General features: G+C 46.0%; 17 protein-coding genes and 1 pseudogene. 3 read left to right on the top strand and 15 right to left on the bottom strand.

Annotated elements, in window-relative coordinates:
* Position 1: 1 nt before the first annotated feature.
* Positions 2 to 232, bottom strand: a complete 231-nt coding sequence (locus J2X61_RS18100) for a hypothetical protein (RefSeq protein WP_310189552.1) — start codon at positions 230 to 232, stop codon at positions 2 to 4.
* Between the two features lie 437 nt (positions 233 to 669).
* Between J2X61_RS18100 and J2X61_RS18095 the strand changes: the two genes are divergently transcribed.
* Positions 670 to 1,362, top strand: coding sequence for a Crp/Fnr family transcriptional regulator (locus tag J2X61_RS18095; RefSeq protein WP_274470530.1), 693 nt, complete (start codon positions 670 to 672; stop codon positions 1,360 to 1,362).
* Between the two features lie 188 nt (positions 1,363 to 1,550).
* On the opposite strand, the gene J2X61_RS18090 is transcribed toward J2X61_RS18095, so the two are convergent.
* The 3 genes from J2X61_RS18090 to J2X61_RS18080 all read right to left on the bottom strand — a co-directional run bounded on the left by J2X61_RS18090 (position 1,551) and on the right by J2X61_RS18080 (position 4,004).
* Positions 1,551 to 2,189 (bottom strand): FMN-dependent NADH-azoreductase, encoded by a 639-nt coding sequence (locus J2X61_RS18090; RefSeq protein ID WP_310189550.1) that lies wholly within the window; start codon positions 2,187 to 2,189, stop codon positions 1,551 to 1,553.
* 226 nt (positions 2,190 to 2,415) lie between these two features.
* Positions 2,416 to 3,078, bottom strand: coding sequence for an NAD(P)H-dependent oxidoreductase (locus J2X61_RS18085; RefSeq protein WP_274470532.1), 663 nt, complete (start codon positions 3,076 to 3,078; stop codon positions 2,416 to 2,418).
* 227 nt (positions 3,079 to 3,305) lie between these two features.
* Entirely contained in the window at positions 3,306 to 4,004 is a 699-nt protein-coding gene (locus tag J2X61_RS18080) for a peroxiredoxin-like family protein (protein WP_310189548.1), read from the bottom strand.
* A 204-nt stretch (positions 4,005 to 4,208) separates the two neighbouring features.
* On the opposite strand from J2X61_RS18080, the gene J2X61_RS18075 reads away from it, so the two are divergent.
* A complete protein-coding gene (locus tag J2X61_RS18075) occupies positions 4,209 to 5,732 on the top strand; it encodes a redoxin domain-containing protein (RefSeq protein WP_310189546.1) in 1,524 nt (507 codons plus the stop codon).
* An 84-nt stretch (positions 5,733 to 5,816) separates the two neighbouring features.
* Here the strand turns inward: J2X61_RS18075 and J2X61_RS18070 are convergent, their stop codons facing one another.
* Positions 5,817 to 6,476, bottom strand: a complete 660-nt coding sequence (locus tag J2X61_RS18070) for an HD-GYP domain-containing protein (protein WP_274470536.1) — start codon at positions 6,474 to 6,476, stop codon at positions 5,817 to 5,819.
* A 186-nt stretch (positions 6,477 to 6,662) separates the two neighbouring features.
* Here J2X61_RS18070 and J2X61_RS18065 point away from each other — a divergent pair, with 186 nt between their 5' ends.
* Positions 6,663 to 7,568, top strand: a complete 906-nt coding sequence (locus J2X61_RS18065; RefSeq protein WP_310189544.1) for a LysR family transcriptional regulator — start codon at positions 6,663 to 6,665, stop codon at positions 7,566 to 7,568.
* Between the two features lie 524 nt (positions 7,569 to 8,092).
* Here J2X61_RS18065 and J2X61_RS18060 read toward each other — a convergent pair.
* The 10 genes and pseudogenes from J2X61_RS18060 to J2X61_RS18010 all read right to left on the bottom strand — a co-directional run bounded on the left by J2X61_RS18060 (position 8,093) and on the right by J2X61_RS18010 (position 18,668).
* Positions 8,093 to 9,001, bottom strand: a complete 909-nt coding sequence (locus J2X61_RS18060; RefSeq protein ID WP_274470538.1) for a DMT family transporter — start codon at positions 8,999 to 9,001, stop codon at positions 8,093 to 8,095.
* 35 nt (positions 9,002 to 9,036) lie between these two features.
* Positions 9,037 to 9,669 carry a DUF1054 domain-containing protein gene (locus tag J2X61_RS18055; protein ID WP_310189541.1) on the bottom strand — a complete coding sequence of 211 codons (633 nt, stop codon included), beginning with the start codon at positions 9,667 to 9,669 and terminating at the stop codon, positions 9,037 to 9,039.
* 227 nt (positions 9,670 to 9,896) lie between these two features.
* Positions 9,897 to 10,496, bottom strand: a complete 600-nt coding sequence (locus J2X61_RS18050; RefSeq protein ID WP_274470925.1) for a nitroreductase family protein — start codon at positions 10,494 to 10,496, stop codon at positions 9,897 to 9,899.
* 165 nt (positions 10,497 to 10,661) lie between these two features.
* Positions 10,662 to 11,606, bottom strand: a complete 945-nt coding sequence (locus J2X61_RS18045) for an NADP-dependent oxidoreductase (protein ID WP_274470541.1) — start codon at positions 11,604 to 11,606, stop codon at positions 10,662 to 10,664.
* 786 nt (positions 11,607 to 12,392) lie between these two features.
* Positions 12,393 to 12,819: pseudogene (locus J2X61_RS18035) on the bottom strand (sigma-70 family RNA polymerase sigma factor); the annotation flags it as partial.
* Between the two features lie 24 nt (positions 12,820 to 12,843).
* Positions 12,844 to 13,800, bottom strand: coding sequence for a formylglycine-generating enzyme family protein (locus J2X61_RS18030; RefSeq protein WP_396135462.1), 957 nt, complete (start codon positions 13,798 to 13,800; stop codon positions 12,844 to 12,846).
* A gap of 82 nt (positions 13,801 to 13,882) precedes the next feature.
* Positions 13,883 to 14,062, bottom strand: a complete 180-nt coding sequence (locus J2X61_RS18025; RefSeq protein ID WP_274470542.1) for a chromate transporter — start codon at positions 14,060 to 14,062, stop codon at positions 13,883 to 13,885.
* A gap of 70 nt (positions 14,063 to 14,132) precedes the next feature.
* Positions 14,133 to 15,461, bottom strand: a complete 1,329-nt coding sequence (locus J2X61_RS18020; RefSeq protein ID WP_310189538.1) for a sulfatase family protein — start codon at positions 15,459 to 15,461, stop codon at positions 14,133 to 14,135.
* Positions 15,462 to 15,466: 5 nt separating this feature from the next.
* Positions 15,467 to 17,107 carry a sulfatase family protein gene (locus J2X61_RS18015; RefSeq protein WP_310189536.1) on the bottom strand — a complete coding sequence of 547 codons (1,641 nt, stop codon included), beginning with the start codon at positions 17,105 to 17,107 and terminating at the stop codon, positions 15,467 to 15,469.
* 13 nt (positions 17,108 to 17,120) lie between these two features.
* On the bottom strand, positions 17,121 to 18,668 hold the full coding sequence (locus tag J2X61_RS18010; protein ID WP_274470545.1) for a sulfatase family protein: 1,548 nt from the start codon (positions 18,666 to 18,668) through the stop codon (positions 17,121 to 17,123).
* Positions 18,669 to 18,681 lie beyond the last annotated feature (13 nt).

Below are 18,681 nucleotides of genomic sequence, written 5' to 3'. Positions count from 1 at the left end.
ATCAACCAATCCACAGCTCTTTAACTTCATCAAATCTGAAATTCAACGTTTGAGCTTTTAATTGCAGATCGTGTGAATCACCGACTTCATACCCTTTGTACTCAAGGTAGTCACGCATCTGCTCATTGGTATAATGAATTTGACCGATCCTGATCTGTGCTTCAATCGGTGAATTGGCCTTAAACTGCACAGTGGCCGCTTCCAACTGTTCGGATAAATTTGGGTTACTCATTGTTCTGATACCTCCAATATCGAATGATAGCTTGATTGTAATTCTAAAAAAATCCTAGTTATGTAATGCAATTTACAGTTCTCCATTTTATTTTTGAAATCGAGAAAAGAGCAGAATAATGTAAAGTAAATTACAGAAAGCTATTCGGTTGTCATGTTAATCTACAAAAACCAAGAAGCCTGCCATGGACAGTAAGCTATCAATTAGCTGCCAAGTGGGAGAATATTCTCTTATTCAAAAGAAATAAAACGTGAAAGGAGAATACGAATGTAGAAACTCGGTTTAGGAGAAACTACGTTATTGATCGCAGGCTGGTTGGTCTATTACCCGCGGAAGATCATGATATGACCATTTACAAAACAACCATGGGAGATGCATGTCAACTTATCAAGAATCCTTTTCCCGTTGGCTAATACTATTTGGAGGATACAAATTCAATGAACAAGCTCTGGTATTTATCACAAATAAGTATTTTTGAAGAAATGTCACGAGAAGAGATAAGAGAGATCGATCAATTAGATACCATTAATCATTTCAATTGGATTACAAAAAACACATTGGTCCAAACCCCGGAGTCCGCGCGCGAGGGACTCTATTTTGTAAAGGAGGGCAAGCTTAGACTCTATAAACTGAACGATAGCGGAAAACAGTTCACGCTTGGCATTCTCACAAGAGGAAATATATTTGGAGAGTTAAATTCATTCTCGTTCGGAACTAGGCGAGTTTATATTGAAACGATGGAATCGTCACTTCTTTGCACCATCACCGAGCCTCAGTTCGAACGTTTGATGCTAAATAGGCCTCAGCTCGCGCTCAAATTTCTTAAAGCACTCAGTGACCGGTTAAAGGAGCGAGAAGATCAATTGGAACAGCTTGCGCTTCATGGTCTTAGAGAACGCGTGCTCCATCTCCTTTCCACACTGAGCGCCAAATTCGGCGTCATTCAAGACGGATATGCTTTGATCGATCTGCCACTTTCTCATCAAGAGATTGCCAATATGACCGGTGCTAGCCGCGAAGCGGTAAGTAACGTGATGAGCGAGCTTGCCAAGGAGGGTGTCATTAAGGCATCACGTCTATCTGTTCAACTTGACGTTACAATGCTTGAAGAAAATATCCCTCCACATTGATAAGCAAAGACCACCGGATTTCCGGTGGTCTACCCAATTTTAGATTGCTGATTAACTACCGGTTAAGCTATCTGACATATTCTTAAATCCAGTCTTCTTTGCAAACAAGACGAGTTAGCGCGGCTTGGCGCCAATGGAGCGATCAACAAAAAAATCCCCTAGACAGGGGATTTTTCGCGTCCGGTTCATTACCAGGCCGCGGCAATCTTGACGGCCTGTTCCATTGCTGCCTGGACGATCTCTTTTGCGCGTTCCGGTTGAAAATCATGGCCTTCCACATACAATGCTTGTACGTCGCGAATCCCGACGATGCCGAGCACCTGGCGCAAATAAGGATGGCTGTGATCCATGACCGCTGCCGGCCCTGCGGAGTAAATTCCGCCGCTCGACTGGATGTGCAGCGCTTTTTTGTCGTGCAGGAGACCGACCGGCCCGCGTTCCGTGTAATAGAACGTTTTGCCGACGATAACAAAGGCATCGATGAACGCCTTGAGCCGAGGGGGAATCCCCCAATTCCACATGGGGGAGACGAACACGTATTTATCGGCACGAATCACCATTTCGGTAATGTCGTTGAGGGCATTAACTTTCTGCCGTTCCACGGGACTCAACTCGGAGAAGTCAAGGCGTTCTTTTCTCAATTTCTCCCATGCCCGCACGACATCACCGTCGACCGTTTGAAACGCTTCTTGGTAGACATCAAACAACCGTACGTCGTCGTTCGGATGAGCTTCCCGATAAGCTTGAAGAAACGCCTGTCCGACCTGTAGGCCGACTGAACGGTCCGGCGACTTGGGAGTAGCGGTAATATATAATAATTGAGTCATTTGTTGCCTCCTAGATTATAATGGGATTTGCGGTAATCTCCGAGTGCTCCATCGTAAATGTGAGAAAGGCGTTTAACGCAACCGGCGTCAGAGGCCCAATGTTTGTCCGCAGCCGATTCTGGACCCATTGACAAATTCACACAGTTACACAAAAATGGTAGTCCCCGGATTAGTTTGAACCCATTTCTGACATGCTTGCGAACCCTACAAATGCCGTCATATTATGTTATTTGACCCACTTCACAACATCATCAAACGGAAGCCGTATTCTCGGTCCCGGCTCTTTTTTACGATAACCGAAGGCAATCATAACCGAGATTGTAAAATGTCCGTCCTCCAGCAGCTCTTCCTCGTTCAACAACTGATTGATTTTCTCAATGTTAAAGCCTTCGATCGGACATGAGTCAATGCCGATTTGCGCCGCAGCCGTCATCATGTTCGCAAGCGGTATATACGTCTGCTTGATGGCCCAGTCAGTAAGAAAACGCTCATGATCTAGGAGCTTGAAATCATTTCTCTGGAACTCTTCAAAGATTTCAAGATGCCTTGCCAAGCGTTCCTCCGGAACGGCTTTAGATTGCTGCTCCTTCTGGTAGGCAGAGTCATATCTCATATCCAGCGGGGTCCGGGCCAGAATAATGACGAAATGACTAGCCTCCGGAAGTTTGCTGGCCGCACCATACGAAGCATTTTTTATTTTGTTCCGAAGCTGTTCGTTCTGAACAACAACAAATCTCCAGGGTTCACTGCTGAACGAGCTGGGCGAGAGCCGGCCCACTTCCAGTATAAATTTAAAGTCGTCGTCGGAAATGGTTTTACTAGGATCGAATTGTTTGGTTGCATGCCGAAAATGATGAACTTCCAAAATTTCTTCCTTGGTCATTGTCATGATAATATTCTCCTTTTTTAACTAACAGTTAATGCTGAAATTCAAGCAGCTTCTATTATAGGATGCACCGATTGTCGCTAAGCTCAGACATATTACTTACTCCAGTATCACCATGTTATATGGATATGCCAGTATTACCGTACGGATAATACAAGCGATATCCAATCTAAAGCCTCGGTTATTCAGAGTTAATTGATGATTCTGCTTACAAATGAATGGTGAAAACGTTACAGCTTTTTAAGTTCTCGCAAAATTTCCTCAGGACTTTGACGCTGCATGAAGTTCGGATTGACATAGGAGGAGCGGATAATGGCACTCTCATCAATCATGAAAGTAGCCGGAACCGGCAAAACCCATTGTGAAGTATCGTTGTACTCCGCAAGATCGAGTCCGATACCTTCCATGAGTCCTCTTACTCCCGGAGGTACATCGAAGAGCAGATTGTATTTTGCCGTTACCAAGCCGTTCGGATCACTAAGGACTTTAAATTCCAATCCTTCCTTTTCCTGAAGGGATAACGAATGATCCGGCTTTTGCGGGCTAATCGCTATAAGCTGCGCGCCTATCGCCTGAATTTCCGGCAATATCTGCTGGTAAGCCTTTAATTGCATATTACAAAAAGGACACCATCCGCCGCGATAGAAAACTAGCACAACCGGCCCTTTCGCGAGCTCTTCAAATAAAATGACATCCTGTCCTATTGCGTTTGTTAATTTAAAGTCCGGCGCCTTATCACCTGGTTGCTTCCCGGAAGCGACCCCCGATTTCTGAAGTTCCTCAATCATTTGGCCGATCTTGATCTGCGCTTCAATCGGTGAGTTGGCCTTAAACTGCTGAGTGGCCGCTTCCAACTGTTCGGTTAAATTTGGGTTGCTCATTGTTCTGAAACCTCCAATATCGAATTGATACCTTGATAATAAATCCAAATGAAAGGGGAGTTCTGTGAAGTAGATTACAAATCTCCATTTTTTTGAAATTGTGTAAAACGGCAGAACAATGTAATTTAGATGACAGATCCCGATTCGGTTGGCATGTTAATCTGTAAACTAAACCGCCAACTAGTTTTGTCCTCGATGGCAGGAGAAAATTCGCTCAATTAATAAGAAGTCAAACATGAAGGAGGAATATGGATGAAGATACTCGTTTTAGGAGGGACAACGTTTTTCGGTCGCCGTTTAGTCCAATTATTACTCGGGGATGGCCACGATGTGACCATTGCAACAAGAGGTCGGACACCGGATGATTTTGGCGACGCCGTGACTCGAATAAAGGTTGACCGAAAGAATCAAGAGGCCATGATGGAAGCGTTCGGAAATTGTAATTATGATGTCGTCTACGATCAAATCTGCTTTAATCCCCAAGATGCCAAAATTGCCTTGGAAGTGTTTAGAGACCACGTTAAGCGATATGTATTAACCTCAAGTATGGCGGTTTATAGCAGTAAAGATACCGAAATCACTGAAGAAGATTTCATGCCGGAACAATACAGCTATGATTTAGACGCTCAGAAATATGAGTATGCCGAAGGAAAACGCCAAGCCGAAGCTTATTTCTTCCGGAATGCGGTATTTCCTGTCGTTGCGGTTCGCGTAGCCATGGTCGTATCCGGAACCGACGATTATACAGGCCGTTTTGATTACTATGTGAGGCATGTTGCTGAACATAAGTCTATCGGTGTGTTGGAAGCCGAACATCCTATTACTTATGTGACAGCGTGGGATGCGGCCGAATTTCTTCATTTTATCGGAGCCAAATCCGACTTTGCCGGACCAATCAATGCGGCGAATAGCGGTTACTTAAGCATCCAAGAACTCTGTTATGAGATAGGGGACTGCTTGAATATGCCCCCGATGTTTCATGTAGGCCGACATGAAGAACAAACTTTATCCCCCTACGCCATGTTTCCTTATACTTGGAAGATATTAAATGCCAAAGCAGCATCTTTTGGATTTGAATTCCCGCCAATTCAACAATCGATTTCGCTAATGGTCCAGGACAGTGTTTCTCGATGGGAAAAAAGCTTAAAAGATGAACTTGATGCATTTCAGGCTCAACATCATATGTCGCCAGATGCAGCGGCTACATTTGCCAGATTGATTCAGGACCTTCGAGATCAAGGTGCAGGCAAAGGACTGAATATCGGAGATAAGGCTCCCGACTTTACCTTGGAAGATGCTACGGGCAAACTTGTCACATTATCTGAAGAACTAGCCAAGGGCCCCGTCATTATTGTGTTTTATCGGGGTGAATGGTGTCCGTACTGCAATTTGCAATTGAAGGCCTATGAGCGCATCATGAATGAGATTAAAGCTGCCGGTGCTCAATTGATTGCCATTAGCCCGCAAACACCAGATCATTCGCTTTCCATGAAACAAAAACATGAACTGAGCTTCTTCGTCCTTACCGATGCGAACAACAAAACTGCGGAAAACTACAATCTTAAATACAAGCTGCCTGACTTCATGCAAGCCGTTCAGAAACGATCTGGTATTGAGCTCCATCAATATAACGGTGACCATACGTTTGAACTTCCCGTCACAGCCACATACATTATCGATAAAAATGGAACTGTAATAGCAGGTGCTTCAGATTTAAACCATAGAATGCGTATGGAACCGTCAGAAGCCTTAAAAAAAGTCCGTTCACTGCAATAATGTTATGCAACTAATCGATGATGTGAGATTCTTTAAGAGATTCAATTTCTATAGTCATTGACTTGAACTCGAGCCCAATCGCTTCTATTTGGAATTACCGGTAAATACTTTACGTTCTTTCGTGATTTCTGAGCGGTTATAGAGAAAAGATTTGAGATTGTACGTGTAATTTCTATTGAGTTTGTCATCGTTTTTAAGTAAAAATTCTATAATCTCTTTGTCACTTAGACAATTTGAGCGGTAGCTACGTGGTAACTTTAATGCTGAATAAATATCAGAGATGGCAGCAATACACCCAATTTCACTCTGATTTGTCGTGCCTTGAGGATAGCCGCTGCCATCAAGTCTTTCATGGTGTGAGTAGCAAAAATGAAGGATATCCGAACCAAAGTCAAGTTCTTTTAACGTGTCATGCCCAACCTTCACATGTTCCAGAACCAACGATCTTTCTTCAATGTTCAGACGATGTGATGATTTCAAAATGCCATCCGGCATTGATAATTTTCCTATGTCATGTAACAAACCGGCGAGAAACATTCGTTCTGGATTACAGGAGGTACGACGAATGTGCCTAGTTAAGTTGTATGCAATAAATGCAACAACCAGTGAATGATTCGCGGTAGCCTGATCACGGCAATTCATGGAAACGAACAGTGCCCTGCCTTTCTCCCATTCCTGATCACCTTTGTATTTATTGAATAACTGAAGAAGCAAAGATTGAGAGTCCAGCAAAACATCGTCCATGTGTCGCCTCCTATCAAAAATATAAAAAATATTCTGCCACATCTATGAACCCTAACCTGAAAATTTTATTAATTATTTTCGAATAGGAAATTTCTCAAGGATTCGTTTGATCCCCAATCAAATATTACAATACATCAAACCGTAGATAAAATGACTATAACTTATTAGGAGCATACCAACTTTGATATGAATAGAGGGCTAATGCAATTAATTGTTAAGATTTCCGATACGAGAAACTTCACAAAAGCAGGAAAAGAACTCTATATGACGCAGCCTGCAGTCAGCCGTGCAGTGGCAGCACTTGAAGCTGAATTGGGGGTAAAGCTTATTGCCCGCAATCGTCGTCATTATGGCGTTCATTTCACTGATATCGGGGAACGTATTTTGGGATTTTTCAAAGAGATATTGCCTTACTTTGAGAGAATTGATCAAGAAATTGCTCGTGAAAAAGGACTTGATACTGGCATTGTAAGGATCGGTGTTTTTCCCTTAGCCTCTTCCTACTTCATTCCCAAAATCATAAGAAGTATTGTAGAGAAGTATCCGAAAATAGAATTTACACTTCATGAGGGAACCATTACTGAAATAAAGGAAATGCTTGAATCCGGAGACGTTGATGTTGGACTTATCGTACCTTCTGTCCATCACGATGAACTCATAACATTCCCTTTATACCGGGAAGAAATATACACAGTATTTAAGGAAAATCATCCTCTTTCCGCGAAGTCTGTTATTCAGGCGCGCGATCTCATGGATCAACCCTTGATTATTTGTAAATCCGGTTGCAAGCCTCCCGTAATGGATTGGTTTGAGCAATCCGGAATACAACCCAACATAAAATATGTACTCAATAATTACATGACAACAATGAATATGGTCCAAGAAGGATTAGGTATTGGTATCATGTCTGAACTGTCTACAATGAATCTTCCTTCTAACGTAATTTTTCGTAGGTTGGATCCGAAGTGGCATCGTGAAATTCATCTTGCCGTATCCTCATTAGAGGAATCTTCGATTGCTGTCCAATTGTTTATTAGAATGGCGCTTCAACTATTCGAAAGTCGCACAGGCCTCGATGTGAATCTACAATGACTTTAATATCAGGATGTGGAACCCAGTATCTTCTTTCTTCTAATTACAGTGAATTGCCCTTCTCCGTCAGCGAAAAATTTGAAAATCAAAAAAAACACCGGCCTATTGGTACTAGGACGAGTGTTTTTTTTGATTTTATGATTTGATATAGTCAACCTGCTTACATATTGATCCTTAGTGGTGTAGGAAATATGGTGATAATGCTTTCCCGTTAATGATTTGGCTGAAAGGCATGTATCATACGATATCCGGTCCATGTGCCACAATACGAGATCAACATTCCCCGCTAATTGTACCACAAACCACTAAGCAGGCTTGTGGATAAGACTTGGTTGTCAAAGGTGCAATGTCCGAAAGTACCACGAACAAATATATAAAGGAAAACCCGCTCCTAGGTTAATCATAAAGAGCGAGTCACTAGTGTTTTAATACTTACTGGTCAATCTTAGTTCGTCAAATTTAAATCGGTGCTGTAACAGCACATCCAGTCTTTAAGGATTTTAAGTTGTTTCTTTTGGACTTAGCTATTGAGAGGCGTGAGCGGTTATTTGTAATACCTGTTTCCGCTTTATTGCAATTAATAACATACCGGCAATCGTCATGAGTCCCCCGAGCATCTGCGACATCTCCAAAGCATGTCCCAAGGTAACCGAAATAATTGCTGTAAAGACAGGAATCAGATTCATCGTTATGCCGGCCTTGGTCGCACCTAGTATCTTAACTCCTTGATTCCAAAAGATAAACGAACCGACTGACGGGAACACTCCCATGTATATAACCCCTACGATCCCCAATGAAGTGATTTTGTCGGAGTGAATCGGCTGGAAAAGTAAAAAAGGAATCATCAAAATAGCACCGACCAGCGCAATCATCGCTACCAATGTTACAGGTGGAATACCTCTTGCTTTTTTTAAAAGCAATGAATAAGCAGTCCAACATAAAACGGCCAATAGCATGATCGCATCGCCCTCGTTAAACTGAGTATGAAACAACTGCAATAGGTTGCCTTTGGTCAACACAATCAGAACACCAATAAACGAGGTGATTAATCCAAAGAACTGAAAGACACTTACTTTGTCTCTTAGGAAAATCAACGAAAAGAGCATAATCAAGCCAGGAGTAAGGGTAGTAAATAGAGCGCTGTTCGTCGCAGATGTGAACCGCAATGAAGCATACGATAGATAGGTGTAGAGTACGATGGATAAGGCAGCCAGCAAAATGATTAACACCCAGTTATTCCTCCATAATTGCCCCCATGAAGGCTTCTCAATAAATTGAGCAATAGGAATAAGAAGTATTAGTCCGACGACCCACCTTAGAAAGACTGTCCATTCAGAAGGTAATTCACCTACAATCAATTTTCCAAAAATGATATTACCGGCCCAAAATAGATTAGCCCCGATCAAAAATGCCCATGCCTTAAACTTCACCATATTTTTCACCTTTTATCTTTAAAATTTTATTCTCACTATGATGCATCTACAGCCAGCTGATACAACAGGATGAGCTTCTCGAAGGTTTGTGTGACCAGTTGTTTGAACTCATCGGGCTTCGTCAACACCTGATCTTGGAAGTGTAGGTTGCGGCCGATCAGTAGTTCCGCCTTCTTCACATCCCGGAAATGAGCCAGTGCTTCTGTCCAGCCGCTGTTGTCCAATTCCGCTACAGGTGTGACGTCTTTTTTCATATGGTCAAACGAAATGACGAAGTTGGAAGGAACTTCCTTACGGATCTGCTCGAGATGCTTCATATAAGCAGTGGCTATGTTGCTTTTGTTCGGCAGCTCGTAAATCAAAGCAAGCCATATAAAGACTCGGTCATCAAACAGTCCAACCTGAAAGTGTGGGACTTGTTTGTAGCCCCGTTTGTTCGGGCAGATGGCCATCCAGGTATCCACAGGAGGATTAATTTTGCGGCGCAAATGTTTGGCGATATGCAAGTACATCTCGGTTCCGGCAAAGCTCGAGAGATCTTGCGTCAAAGAATCCCCTAGCTCCTTGAATTTTGGTTGAATGCGTTCACGTATTGCTTCCATCCGGCCATCAAGATTGTCTATGGCAAAGGTGTCAAAATCATGCTGTTTAAATCCGGTAAAACTCATAGTGGTATGCCTCATTTCACTTACGTTTATTAATATTTCAAGTGCAGATCCAGAAGCCTTCAGAAGAATCAGTAGACTCAATAATATGTTTAATGATGAATGACGTTCACAGCTTCATCATGTCTTTCGGGAATCGGCCGAAGTTAATGCGATATCCTTATTTATAAAAATGGGATATTATGCCATTAAATAAAGAGACTGTCATTGACACAGTCTCAAGGTTAAGTCTATTTAAAAACTTTTATACGTTCTTGTACGGGATTAAATTTCTTTTCACCTGCTGAGGCAGACGGTTTACCGAACGGCATTTGAGCAATCAGTTTCCAGCTTTCCGGCAGCTTCCATTCTGCTATTACCCGATCATCAATCAATGGATTGTAATGCTGTAGGTTTACACCTAGCCCTTCAGCTTCCAGTGCCATCCAGATCACCAATTGGTGCATTCCATTTGTTTGTTGTGACCAAGTCGGAAAGTGTTCTCGGTAAGATGGATATTGTTTCATAAAACTTTCAACAGTTGACTGATCTTCAAAGAAAAGAACTGTACCGTATCCGTTCCGAAATCCGTTCATTTTCTCCTGAGTAGAAGAAAATTGTTCGTCAGAAACGACTGCTTTGAGAACTTCGGTCGTAATATCCCATAACTTGTCATGTTGTTCACCCAAGAGCAGAACAACGCGGGTAGTTTGGTTGTTAAACGCCGATGGTGTATGTTTAACGGTTTCCTCGATTATTTCTTGGATTCTTTGGTCCGAAATTGGTGATTCTTTGCTAATTCCATAAATAGAGCGCCGTTCACGCAGTGCAGCGAATAAATTTTTCTCCAAATCCTTCATGATACCACTCCTTGACCTATTTTTAGATTTTCATCGACTGAATCCGGCGGTGATTTCCGAAGTGGAAGAGTTGCACCAGAAAGTATCGATTAATGTAAAGACTTAAGTGCAAATGATAACTACCCTACAAACATGGATGCACATTTTCCTTGTGCCTCACGGACGAACACGGATGATTGTCTTCCCCTTGACCCGGTCGGTAGAGTTGAAGGCGGCGATGGCATCGTCGAGGGTAGCGATTTTGCCGATGTTCATCCGCAGCCGTCCGTCACGCACTCGCTGGGCGATTTCACTCAATTGGGCGCGATCGGATACAACAACGAAGTCTACCGCCTTGCCGTTGGCGGGCAGTACCTCGGGCGGTCCGGCGACAGTCACCAGCATTCCTCCGGCTCGAACAAGACCCGCAGACCGATTCCCGATCTCGCCGCCGAAGACATCGAAAACCAGATCAACGCCACCGACGTCTTCCAACGAGTCGTTCTCAAGGTCAACGAACTCCTGTACGCCATAGTCGATCGCCGTCTGACGGTGGGCAGCACGTCCTGTGCCGATAACGTAGGCGCCGGCCTGACGTGCGAGCTGTGCCGCCATCGAGCCGACTGCTCCGGCCGCACCGTGCACGAGGACACTCTGTCCAGCTCGGAGGTGACCGTGCTCGAACAGACCTTGCCAGGCGGTCAGGCCCGTCATTGCGACTCCCGCGCCCACCGTGAAGTCAACATCACTCGGCAAGGGCGCGAGGTTTCGGGCCTCGACGACTACATACTCCGCGAGGGATCCGTCGCGCGTCCAGTCCGTAAGCCCGAATACCCGCTGTCCCACCGACAAGCCGGTTGTACCATAGCTAAGGGCGGTGACCACTCCGGCCACTTCGTGGCCGGGGATCGACGGCGTCCGGTCCCGCCCGAAGCGATCGATCCATGTCGAAGGCCACATCAACTCATCCCAGGTGAATCCCGATGCATGAACCTGAACAACGACATCACCGTAGCTCGCACCCGAGAGGCTGGCAAGCCTAGCCACGTCCGGCTCCGGCCGCTCCACCAGCTTCATCCCGGCCGTTCCCGCGGCCTCGTCCGTCACCACAATCGCTTTCATTTGGACACCTCCTTGTATAGTCTTTCCTTTTTATCGAATGTTTCCATGATAGGTCTCCTTACCATATTTTTCTTTTTCCAACTTTTTAAAGTCCCTAATCCAACACCATCTACTGTCTGTTAGAGGCTCCTTAATGTTTATCAGTCCTCTTTTAAGAACTGAATTTATTGTAACCATTACAAAAAAAAAGGTATGTAAAGTAAATTACATACTTGTTTACAATGATACCCGGATCATATGGAGTATTTTGAGCACAGTCCCTGTCAAGGAAGTAGCTGTAAAATTCAGTTTGAATTAGAATTTCAAATTATCCAACAATGACAAGATTAACTAGCACCAAAACTAAAAGCAGACCCAGCGATATCTCGTTAGGTCTTTGTATATGACGGAACATGTCTTATACCGTATTTGTGGAATCTGATACTTCCGGGCCATCGATAACATCGATCATACCAATAGCCTGAATGCTGATAGCACCCATTTTTCCTAGCTTTTTCACGTAGGAACCATTATCAGTTCTGTTTACTTTGTTATATTACACCACGCTTCCTTCCAAAATTACACTCAAATCCATGTAGTTTGGCAAACCAAAAACCGGAACCCCATCGGAGTCCCGGCCCTCACTACCCTACCTCGCTCAACTACCCATCCCGAAAATACACAACCCGCTTCGCCTGCTGCGCAATCGCCAGGTCGTGCGTAATCACAATCGTCCTGCCCTGATCATTCAATCCATAGTCCCCACGATCCGCAACATCCAAGCACCCCAAAATGTTCATCAGCGTCCAGCTCCTTCGCAATTTCCCGCTGCGTCCGTTCTTCCCCTCCGAGCTCCAATCCGAACCGCCCGACAGCAACTTCCTTCTCGCGGTCATCCAATATATCCAAATTCCGATAAATCTTACTTTTCTCTATCTTGAGCTGAACCTTATCCACGACATCGCCCTCTCGTACCGAGGATGTCGATGAGCGTAATTTCATTCCCCTCTTTGTCCGTTCCGATGGGATCATGCAAGGACACGCCCTTGCGTGTTTTCTTCAGCGAGCGCAGATGCATCAAGATCTCATTCTCGATACAGCGCGCCGCAAAAGTCGCCAGCTTCGTCCCCTTGTTCGGTGAAAACGACTCGATCGCTTTGATTAGACCGATCGTGCCGATCGAGATCAGATCCTCGAGATCTTCACCTGTATTATCGAATTTTTTGACGTTGTGGACACGAAACGATGTAGATTCTCCTTAATCTACTTGGACAAAGTCAGCCGCACAACGAAAACCCATGTTTCCCGTTGAACTGTCCGGGGTATTCTTGCTTCGGGCAGCTAAACGGTAACGGTTGCAATATGATTTATGGCATAGATACGAGCCGCCGCGCATTACACGGCTTGACCCGCTGGATGGACCGACAGGGTTTACCCGCGGACCGTTCACATGAAAATTCGGACTAAACCAATCCGAGCACCATTCCCAAACGTTACCCGAAATTTGATATAAACCATACCCATTCGGCTCGAATGTCTTTACCGGCGCCGTTCCGATAAAACCGTCGCTTGCATTGTTCTTGACAGGGAACTTCCCTTGCCAGATATTGCACATATGATTGCCCTCCGGCTTTAGTACATCTCCCCAAGGATATCTTTTTTGAACCAAGCCCCCGCGGGCCGCAAACTCCCATTCCGCTTCTGTTGGGAGCCGTTTCCCTGCCCATTGGCAATATGCCATCGCATCGTTCCAAGACACATGAATAACCGGATGATCCGGTCTGTCTTCGATTGTTGATCCAGGACCTTCCGGACTGTTCCAGCAGGCGCCTTCAACAGCAAGCCACCAAGGTGTTTGTACGGTAGAGCCCAGTATCTTGACTCCGTGCGCAGAAACAAACAGATGAAACACGAATGACCATCCAAACTTCTCCGCATCTGTCACATAACTGGTAGCATCAACAAAGCTCTTGAACTCCAGGTTTGTTACCGTACATGGATCGATATAAAACGGATCGACAGTAACGGAACGAACGGGTCCTTCTCCATCCGAAGGAAAGCCATCCTTGTCATCTGTGCCCATAAGAAACTCTCCGCCAGACAAATAAATCATCGAGCCAAACAACTTTGGTTTTTTTAGCTCCATGGAGGTGTTCATCAAAGCGTTATTTCTGGAGACAGAGCAGCAAGATGGTTTTGTTATTGTATCGGTCATAAAATGGTCTCTCCTTATAGTATAATCACAGCCATTGGGTGCATTCTATATTTCATTACACCTACTATTACACCTCCGATGATCATGAGGCCAACGAAAGTTTTCCAAGTATAGCCTCCCAACTCCTCACCTGAAAAACCGAAATCGACGGCAGCTGTATTACCGGAATCATGGCATAGCCGCCGCCAAATGTGGTTGGTCCGATTTTCAGAAAAGTCCCAAAAATTTCCCAAGGTCGATTCATTAAAGCCCTGGCCATCATGACCATCCTCCTTTCAACTAAATGACTTAAAAAGGTCAACCAGATTGCTCTGAGTGACCTTAGTGCTTCCCTACCTTTTGGCTACTTTCCCCCAGTTACTCTCCGGATCATCAATAGCTTGCCGAGTGAATCCGCCTGTAGCATCCCACCACGTTTGAACGGCCTGGCGCAACCCTTTTCTCACTTCCTCATTCGTCGGTTGTCCAGCAATGTTGATAATTTCATCGGGGTCAGTTTGAAGGTCGTACATTTCTTCCAAATTATCTTCAAGGTAATAGACATACTTCCACTGCTTCGTCTGCACACCTATCATCGGATGGCGTCCCCAATAGGCTTTATAATGTTCGAAAAAGACGCGTTCCTCTGCCGGAGGCTCCTCATGGTCCAGAATGGGAAGCAGCGTTCCTCCTTCGCACTCTTCGGGAACTGGGATCCCGGCTGCGTCCAGAAGTGTCCCCGTTACTGCCGCAGTAGAAATGAGGTCCGGAATGACTTTTCGTTTCGGTGTTACCCCTGGCAAATAGAGCAGCAGCGGTACATTATATAGCTCTTTATAAGGAATAACGCCTTTCAAACGCAATCGATGCGCACCCTGCATGTCTCCATGATCACTTGTAAATAGAATGACCGTATTCTCCAACATGCCCTTCGACTCGAGCTTATCCATCAAACGTCCCAGATTGATATCCATAAGGACTAGCATCGCCCGATACCGCTGGGCATCCCGCCTCACAAGCGCCTCCGTCAGTTCAGACTCCCCTTCGGATGCCCGTTCTCTTTGGAACGGCGGTTTGGTAGATAAATCGTCCTCATAGAAGCTGCGTGGAATTGGCATATCTTCAAGCGGAAATTGTCCTGCATAACGCTCGAGCAACTCGAACGGCTGATCAACAGGGGAATTCGGATGCGGCATATACCAGTTCAGCTTCATGAAGAAAGGCTTCGCGCCGTCGTAATCGTCCAAATAATTTAGGGCTTGTGTGGTAGTTATCGCATCCTTGTGACTGTGAAACCGCGGGTCTTCGTTCGCTCCCGCCAAATCCAGCCCGTCCGTGCGATAATCTGTAATTTGGAACTCGTGCGCACCAGGCGACAGGCCCAAATGCCACTTTCCAAAATATACCGTTTCATATCCCGCCCGATTGAATTCCTTAGCGATCCCCCATTCTTTAGGATCAAGCACATGCCCAATCTGATAAACGCCTACCTGATGGGGATACTTACCGGTCATCCAGGTCGAACGTGACGGGGAACACTGTGCGGATGTGCTGATGGCCGCAGTGAATCTGACGGATCTTTCGACCAGGTTGTCAAGATTGGGGGTTGAGTAGCTGGCATCCACACAGCCCATGGCATTGACTTGCTGCTGATCGGTTGAAATCATAATGACATTTCTCATAGGCTCTAACTCCTTCTCTCGATTACATACGATGCAGCCGCTTCCTCGCTGTCCTTATAACCAAGCCGAACCGCCTTGGCGCGGATCAAAGTTCTGCCATTTGTTAATGTAATAGGTCCTGTATATAGCCTCCATCGTGGCGCAGACCCTTCTTCCGTCGTATAAGCAATGGAAGCTCCTTGAGTAGCGGAATGCAGCAGAATGGCCGTAGGTTCATCATATTCAAAGTGAGCGGCTGGTTCGATGCCCGGATTTCCCGAATTGATCGCTATGAAGATGGGAGCAGCGGTTTGGGGCTGAACGCCGTTCGGCCACATCTGTCTAACCATCTGTTCTTCCGGCACATCTCCCCAGACATCATACTTATCCCGCCATGCATCCATTTCGGTTCGCAGCCGTTCCAGCTCCTCACGATAGTTGGGATCATCAGCCAGATTGCGAAGCTCGTAAGGATCGCTTTCACAGTCGTACAATTCCTCGACTGGACGGTGGGTCTGCATCATGATTCGTTCGTCTCCCTCAAGCTGACCTGCAAGCTCCAGTCTCCATAATTCTTGAAACATAGCATGTTGATGGCTAAACTTAATCCATTGGAGGTAGGGATTCAGCGGATAGTAGTTGCGGATATATTTAAAACGTTTATCTCGTACAGCTCGAACCATATCATACGATTCATCGTATCGGTCACGGGTGGCAAAGATGTACTCTCGAGGCTTCATCCGTTCTCCCAGGAACGGCTGACCTTGAAGATGATAAGGAAGTGGCGTGCCCGTTATGGACAACATCGTGGGACCAAGATCAATCAGACTAACCATCTGATCGCTGATTTCTCCAGCTTTTACAACACCTGGCCAACGAACGATTAGCGGTACATGGATGCCCGCATCATAAGGCCATCGCTTGGCTCTGGGCAACCCCTCACCATGGTCGCTCCACAGGATGACAACCGTGTTATGCGCTAGCCCATCTTCCTCCAGCTGCCGCAGAAGATTACCCACTGCACAATCCGCCTCTTCAATCAAATCATAGTGCTTCGCAAGTGCTTCACGCGATTTAGGCGTATTCGGTATATACGGAGGAACGGTAACCTTGTCCGGATCGGTTACAGGCGTCAAATCTTCAGTCAACCCGTAATACTTACGTATCTGGTCGCCCCACATGGCACTTTCGTGTGTCAGAATATGATTAAATACGGCGAAGAACGGCTGTCCAGGCTCACGGTGGCGCCAGTGTGCCTCCATACCGTCTACGTCCCATGCCGTAAGAGGAGAGGCAAATTGATAATCAGTTTTGAAATTATTAGTGCAGTAATAACCCTCAGACCGTAAATACTCCGTAAATGTCTTGACATTGGCGGGAGGAACCGCGAAGTAAGGCGTAGGCAGCTCCGGCGTATATTTATTTGTGTGCTCTGTCCGCATATGATGTGTACCGATCGCCGTCGGATACATACCGGTAATCACTGCCGAACGGCTAGGGGAACATACCCCTGCCGTTGCAAAGGCGTTGCGGTAAAGGGTCCCCTCCGCCGCAAGCTTATCTATATTCGGTGTCCGCGCCAGCTCGTCGCCGTAGCAGCCGAATCTAGGGCTTGTATCCTCAAGCGAAATCCATAAAATATTAGGTCTGCCCACTGACGGATTCATATGAGACACCTCCCTATTTCCCCGCCATTCTGGCGCCAATCTTCGCTTGAAGCTGACCCAGGAAGGCGTTCGGCTCCTGCACAAACTCTTCCGGATGCCTGCGAACCAGTTCAGGAACGAGATGACCCCTACCCGTCTCTTCCAATCGCTTGATGTATCCTTTTAAGTAGCCTTTCGCGTGGAAGGGCCCGCCCTCCTGCATAACCGTCCACAGCGGATCGACGGCGTCACTGTTTCGGCGCATCATATCGTCATGCCACTGATTGAGATAATAAACCGCTTCCATACAAACGCTGCGATTATCGGCAGCGACATTATGCTGCTCTTTCGGATCTTCAGCAAGATTATAGAGCATCTCCTCATCAAAGAGATGGAAACCGTCATGATAGGAACGGATATAGATCCAATCTCCGAACCGCACGCTGCGCTGAACCACATGCGCGCACTGTGAGACAACCAGAAACTCGCGTCCGCAATCGGAGCCGTCTTGTAATGCAGGGGCGTAGCTTCTGCCGTTCCATTCTGGGAATGCGGGCTGACCAAGCATATCAGCAAAGGTCGGCAGTAAATCCAGGTGATAGTGAAGACCTTCGTCCACGTGTCCCTGCTTCATTCCTGGCCATCGGATAATCATCGGAATACGGCAGGTGCCTTGATCGGCCGTGGCATGCTCGCCATAGATGCCCAATTGTCCCATATTCTCGCCGTGATCGGCCGAAATGAGGATGATCAAGTCTTCCATAACGCCCTGCTCCTCCAAAGCTGCGAATAGACGTCCCAGGTGCTGATCCATATAACGGATTCCGCAATCGTAGCCATCAATCATTTCTCTCATGTCATCCATATTTTGAATCTCGCCGGGGTGGCGAGGGAATGCAGCAGGCCGCTGGTTATCATAGGTCTTATTCTGGTAATCGATATTCAACTCATTCGCACAGTGGGAACCGACCATTTGCTTATGCCGCTCCAGCACGTCGTCCGTCAACCACGCCGGAAGCGGCTCGTTCTCAAACGGATTGCCGAAATCCATCGGCGCACGATAAGGCGTATGCGGGTCCCAATAATTGATGTATAAGAACCAATTATCCTTATTCGCATTGCGCTCGATCCAATCCAGCGCAACCGGCGTGACATGCTCAGCAGACTCGTTGCCATATCGGCCCGTATTCAAAATCTCATTGAAACCGGCGTAGAAATGGAAAGTTGAATGTCTTTGGGCAAACGGACTGATCAGCACGGTGTTCATATCTCCCGCTAACCCGAGGTAGGTCGGGAGCGAGCCTCCGCGCGAAAGCTTGCCCATCAGCTCGCGCTCCTTGCCCTCAAGCTTCATATCCCCAGCCGTTCCGCCATGACCGACCAGGCCGTTAATAATACCGAACTTTCCGCTCATGAGCGCCGTCCTTGAGGGAGCACAAGGCGCGTCGGATGTATAATAGTTCGTAAAACGGACGCCCTCCGCAGCGATTTTGTCAATATTAGGTGACGTATTGCGATGATACCCGTAGCAACCTAGGTGATCCGGGCTTGTTGAGTCCAAATCTAGAAACAATATTCGCATATGACCCATCCTT

This window comes from Bacillus sp. 3255, from assembly GCF_031456485.1.
Taxonomy (GTDB): domain Bacteria; phylum Bacillota; class Bacilli; order Paenibacillales; family NBRC-103111; genus Paenibacillus_E.
Note: the sequence above shows the minus strand (reverse complement) of the source record. Positions and strands in the feature narration are given on the sequence as shown.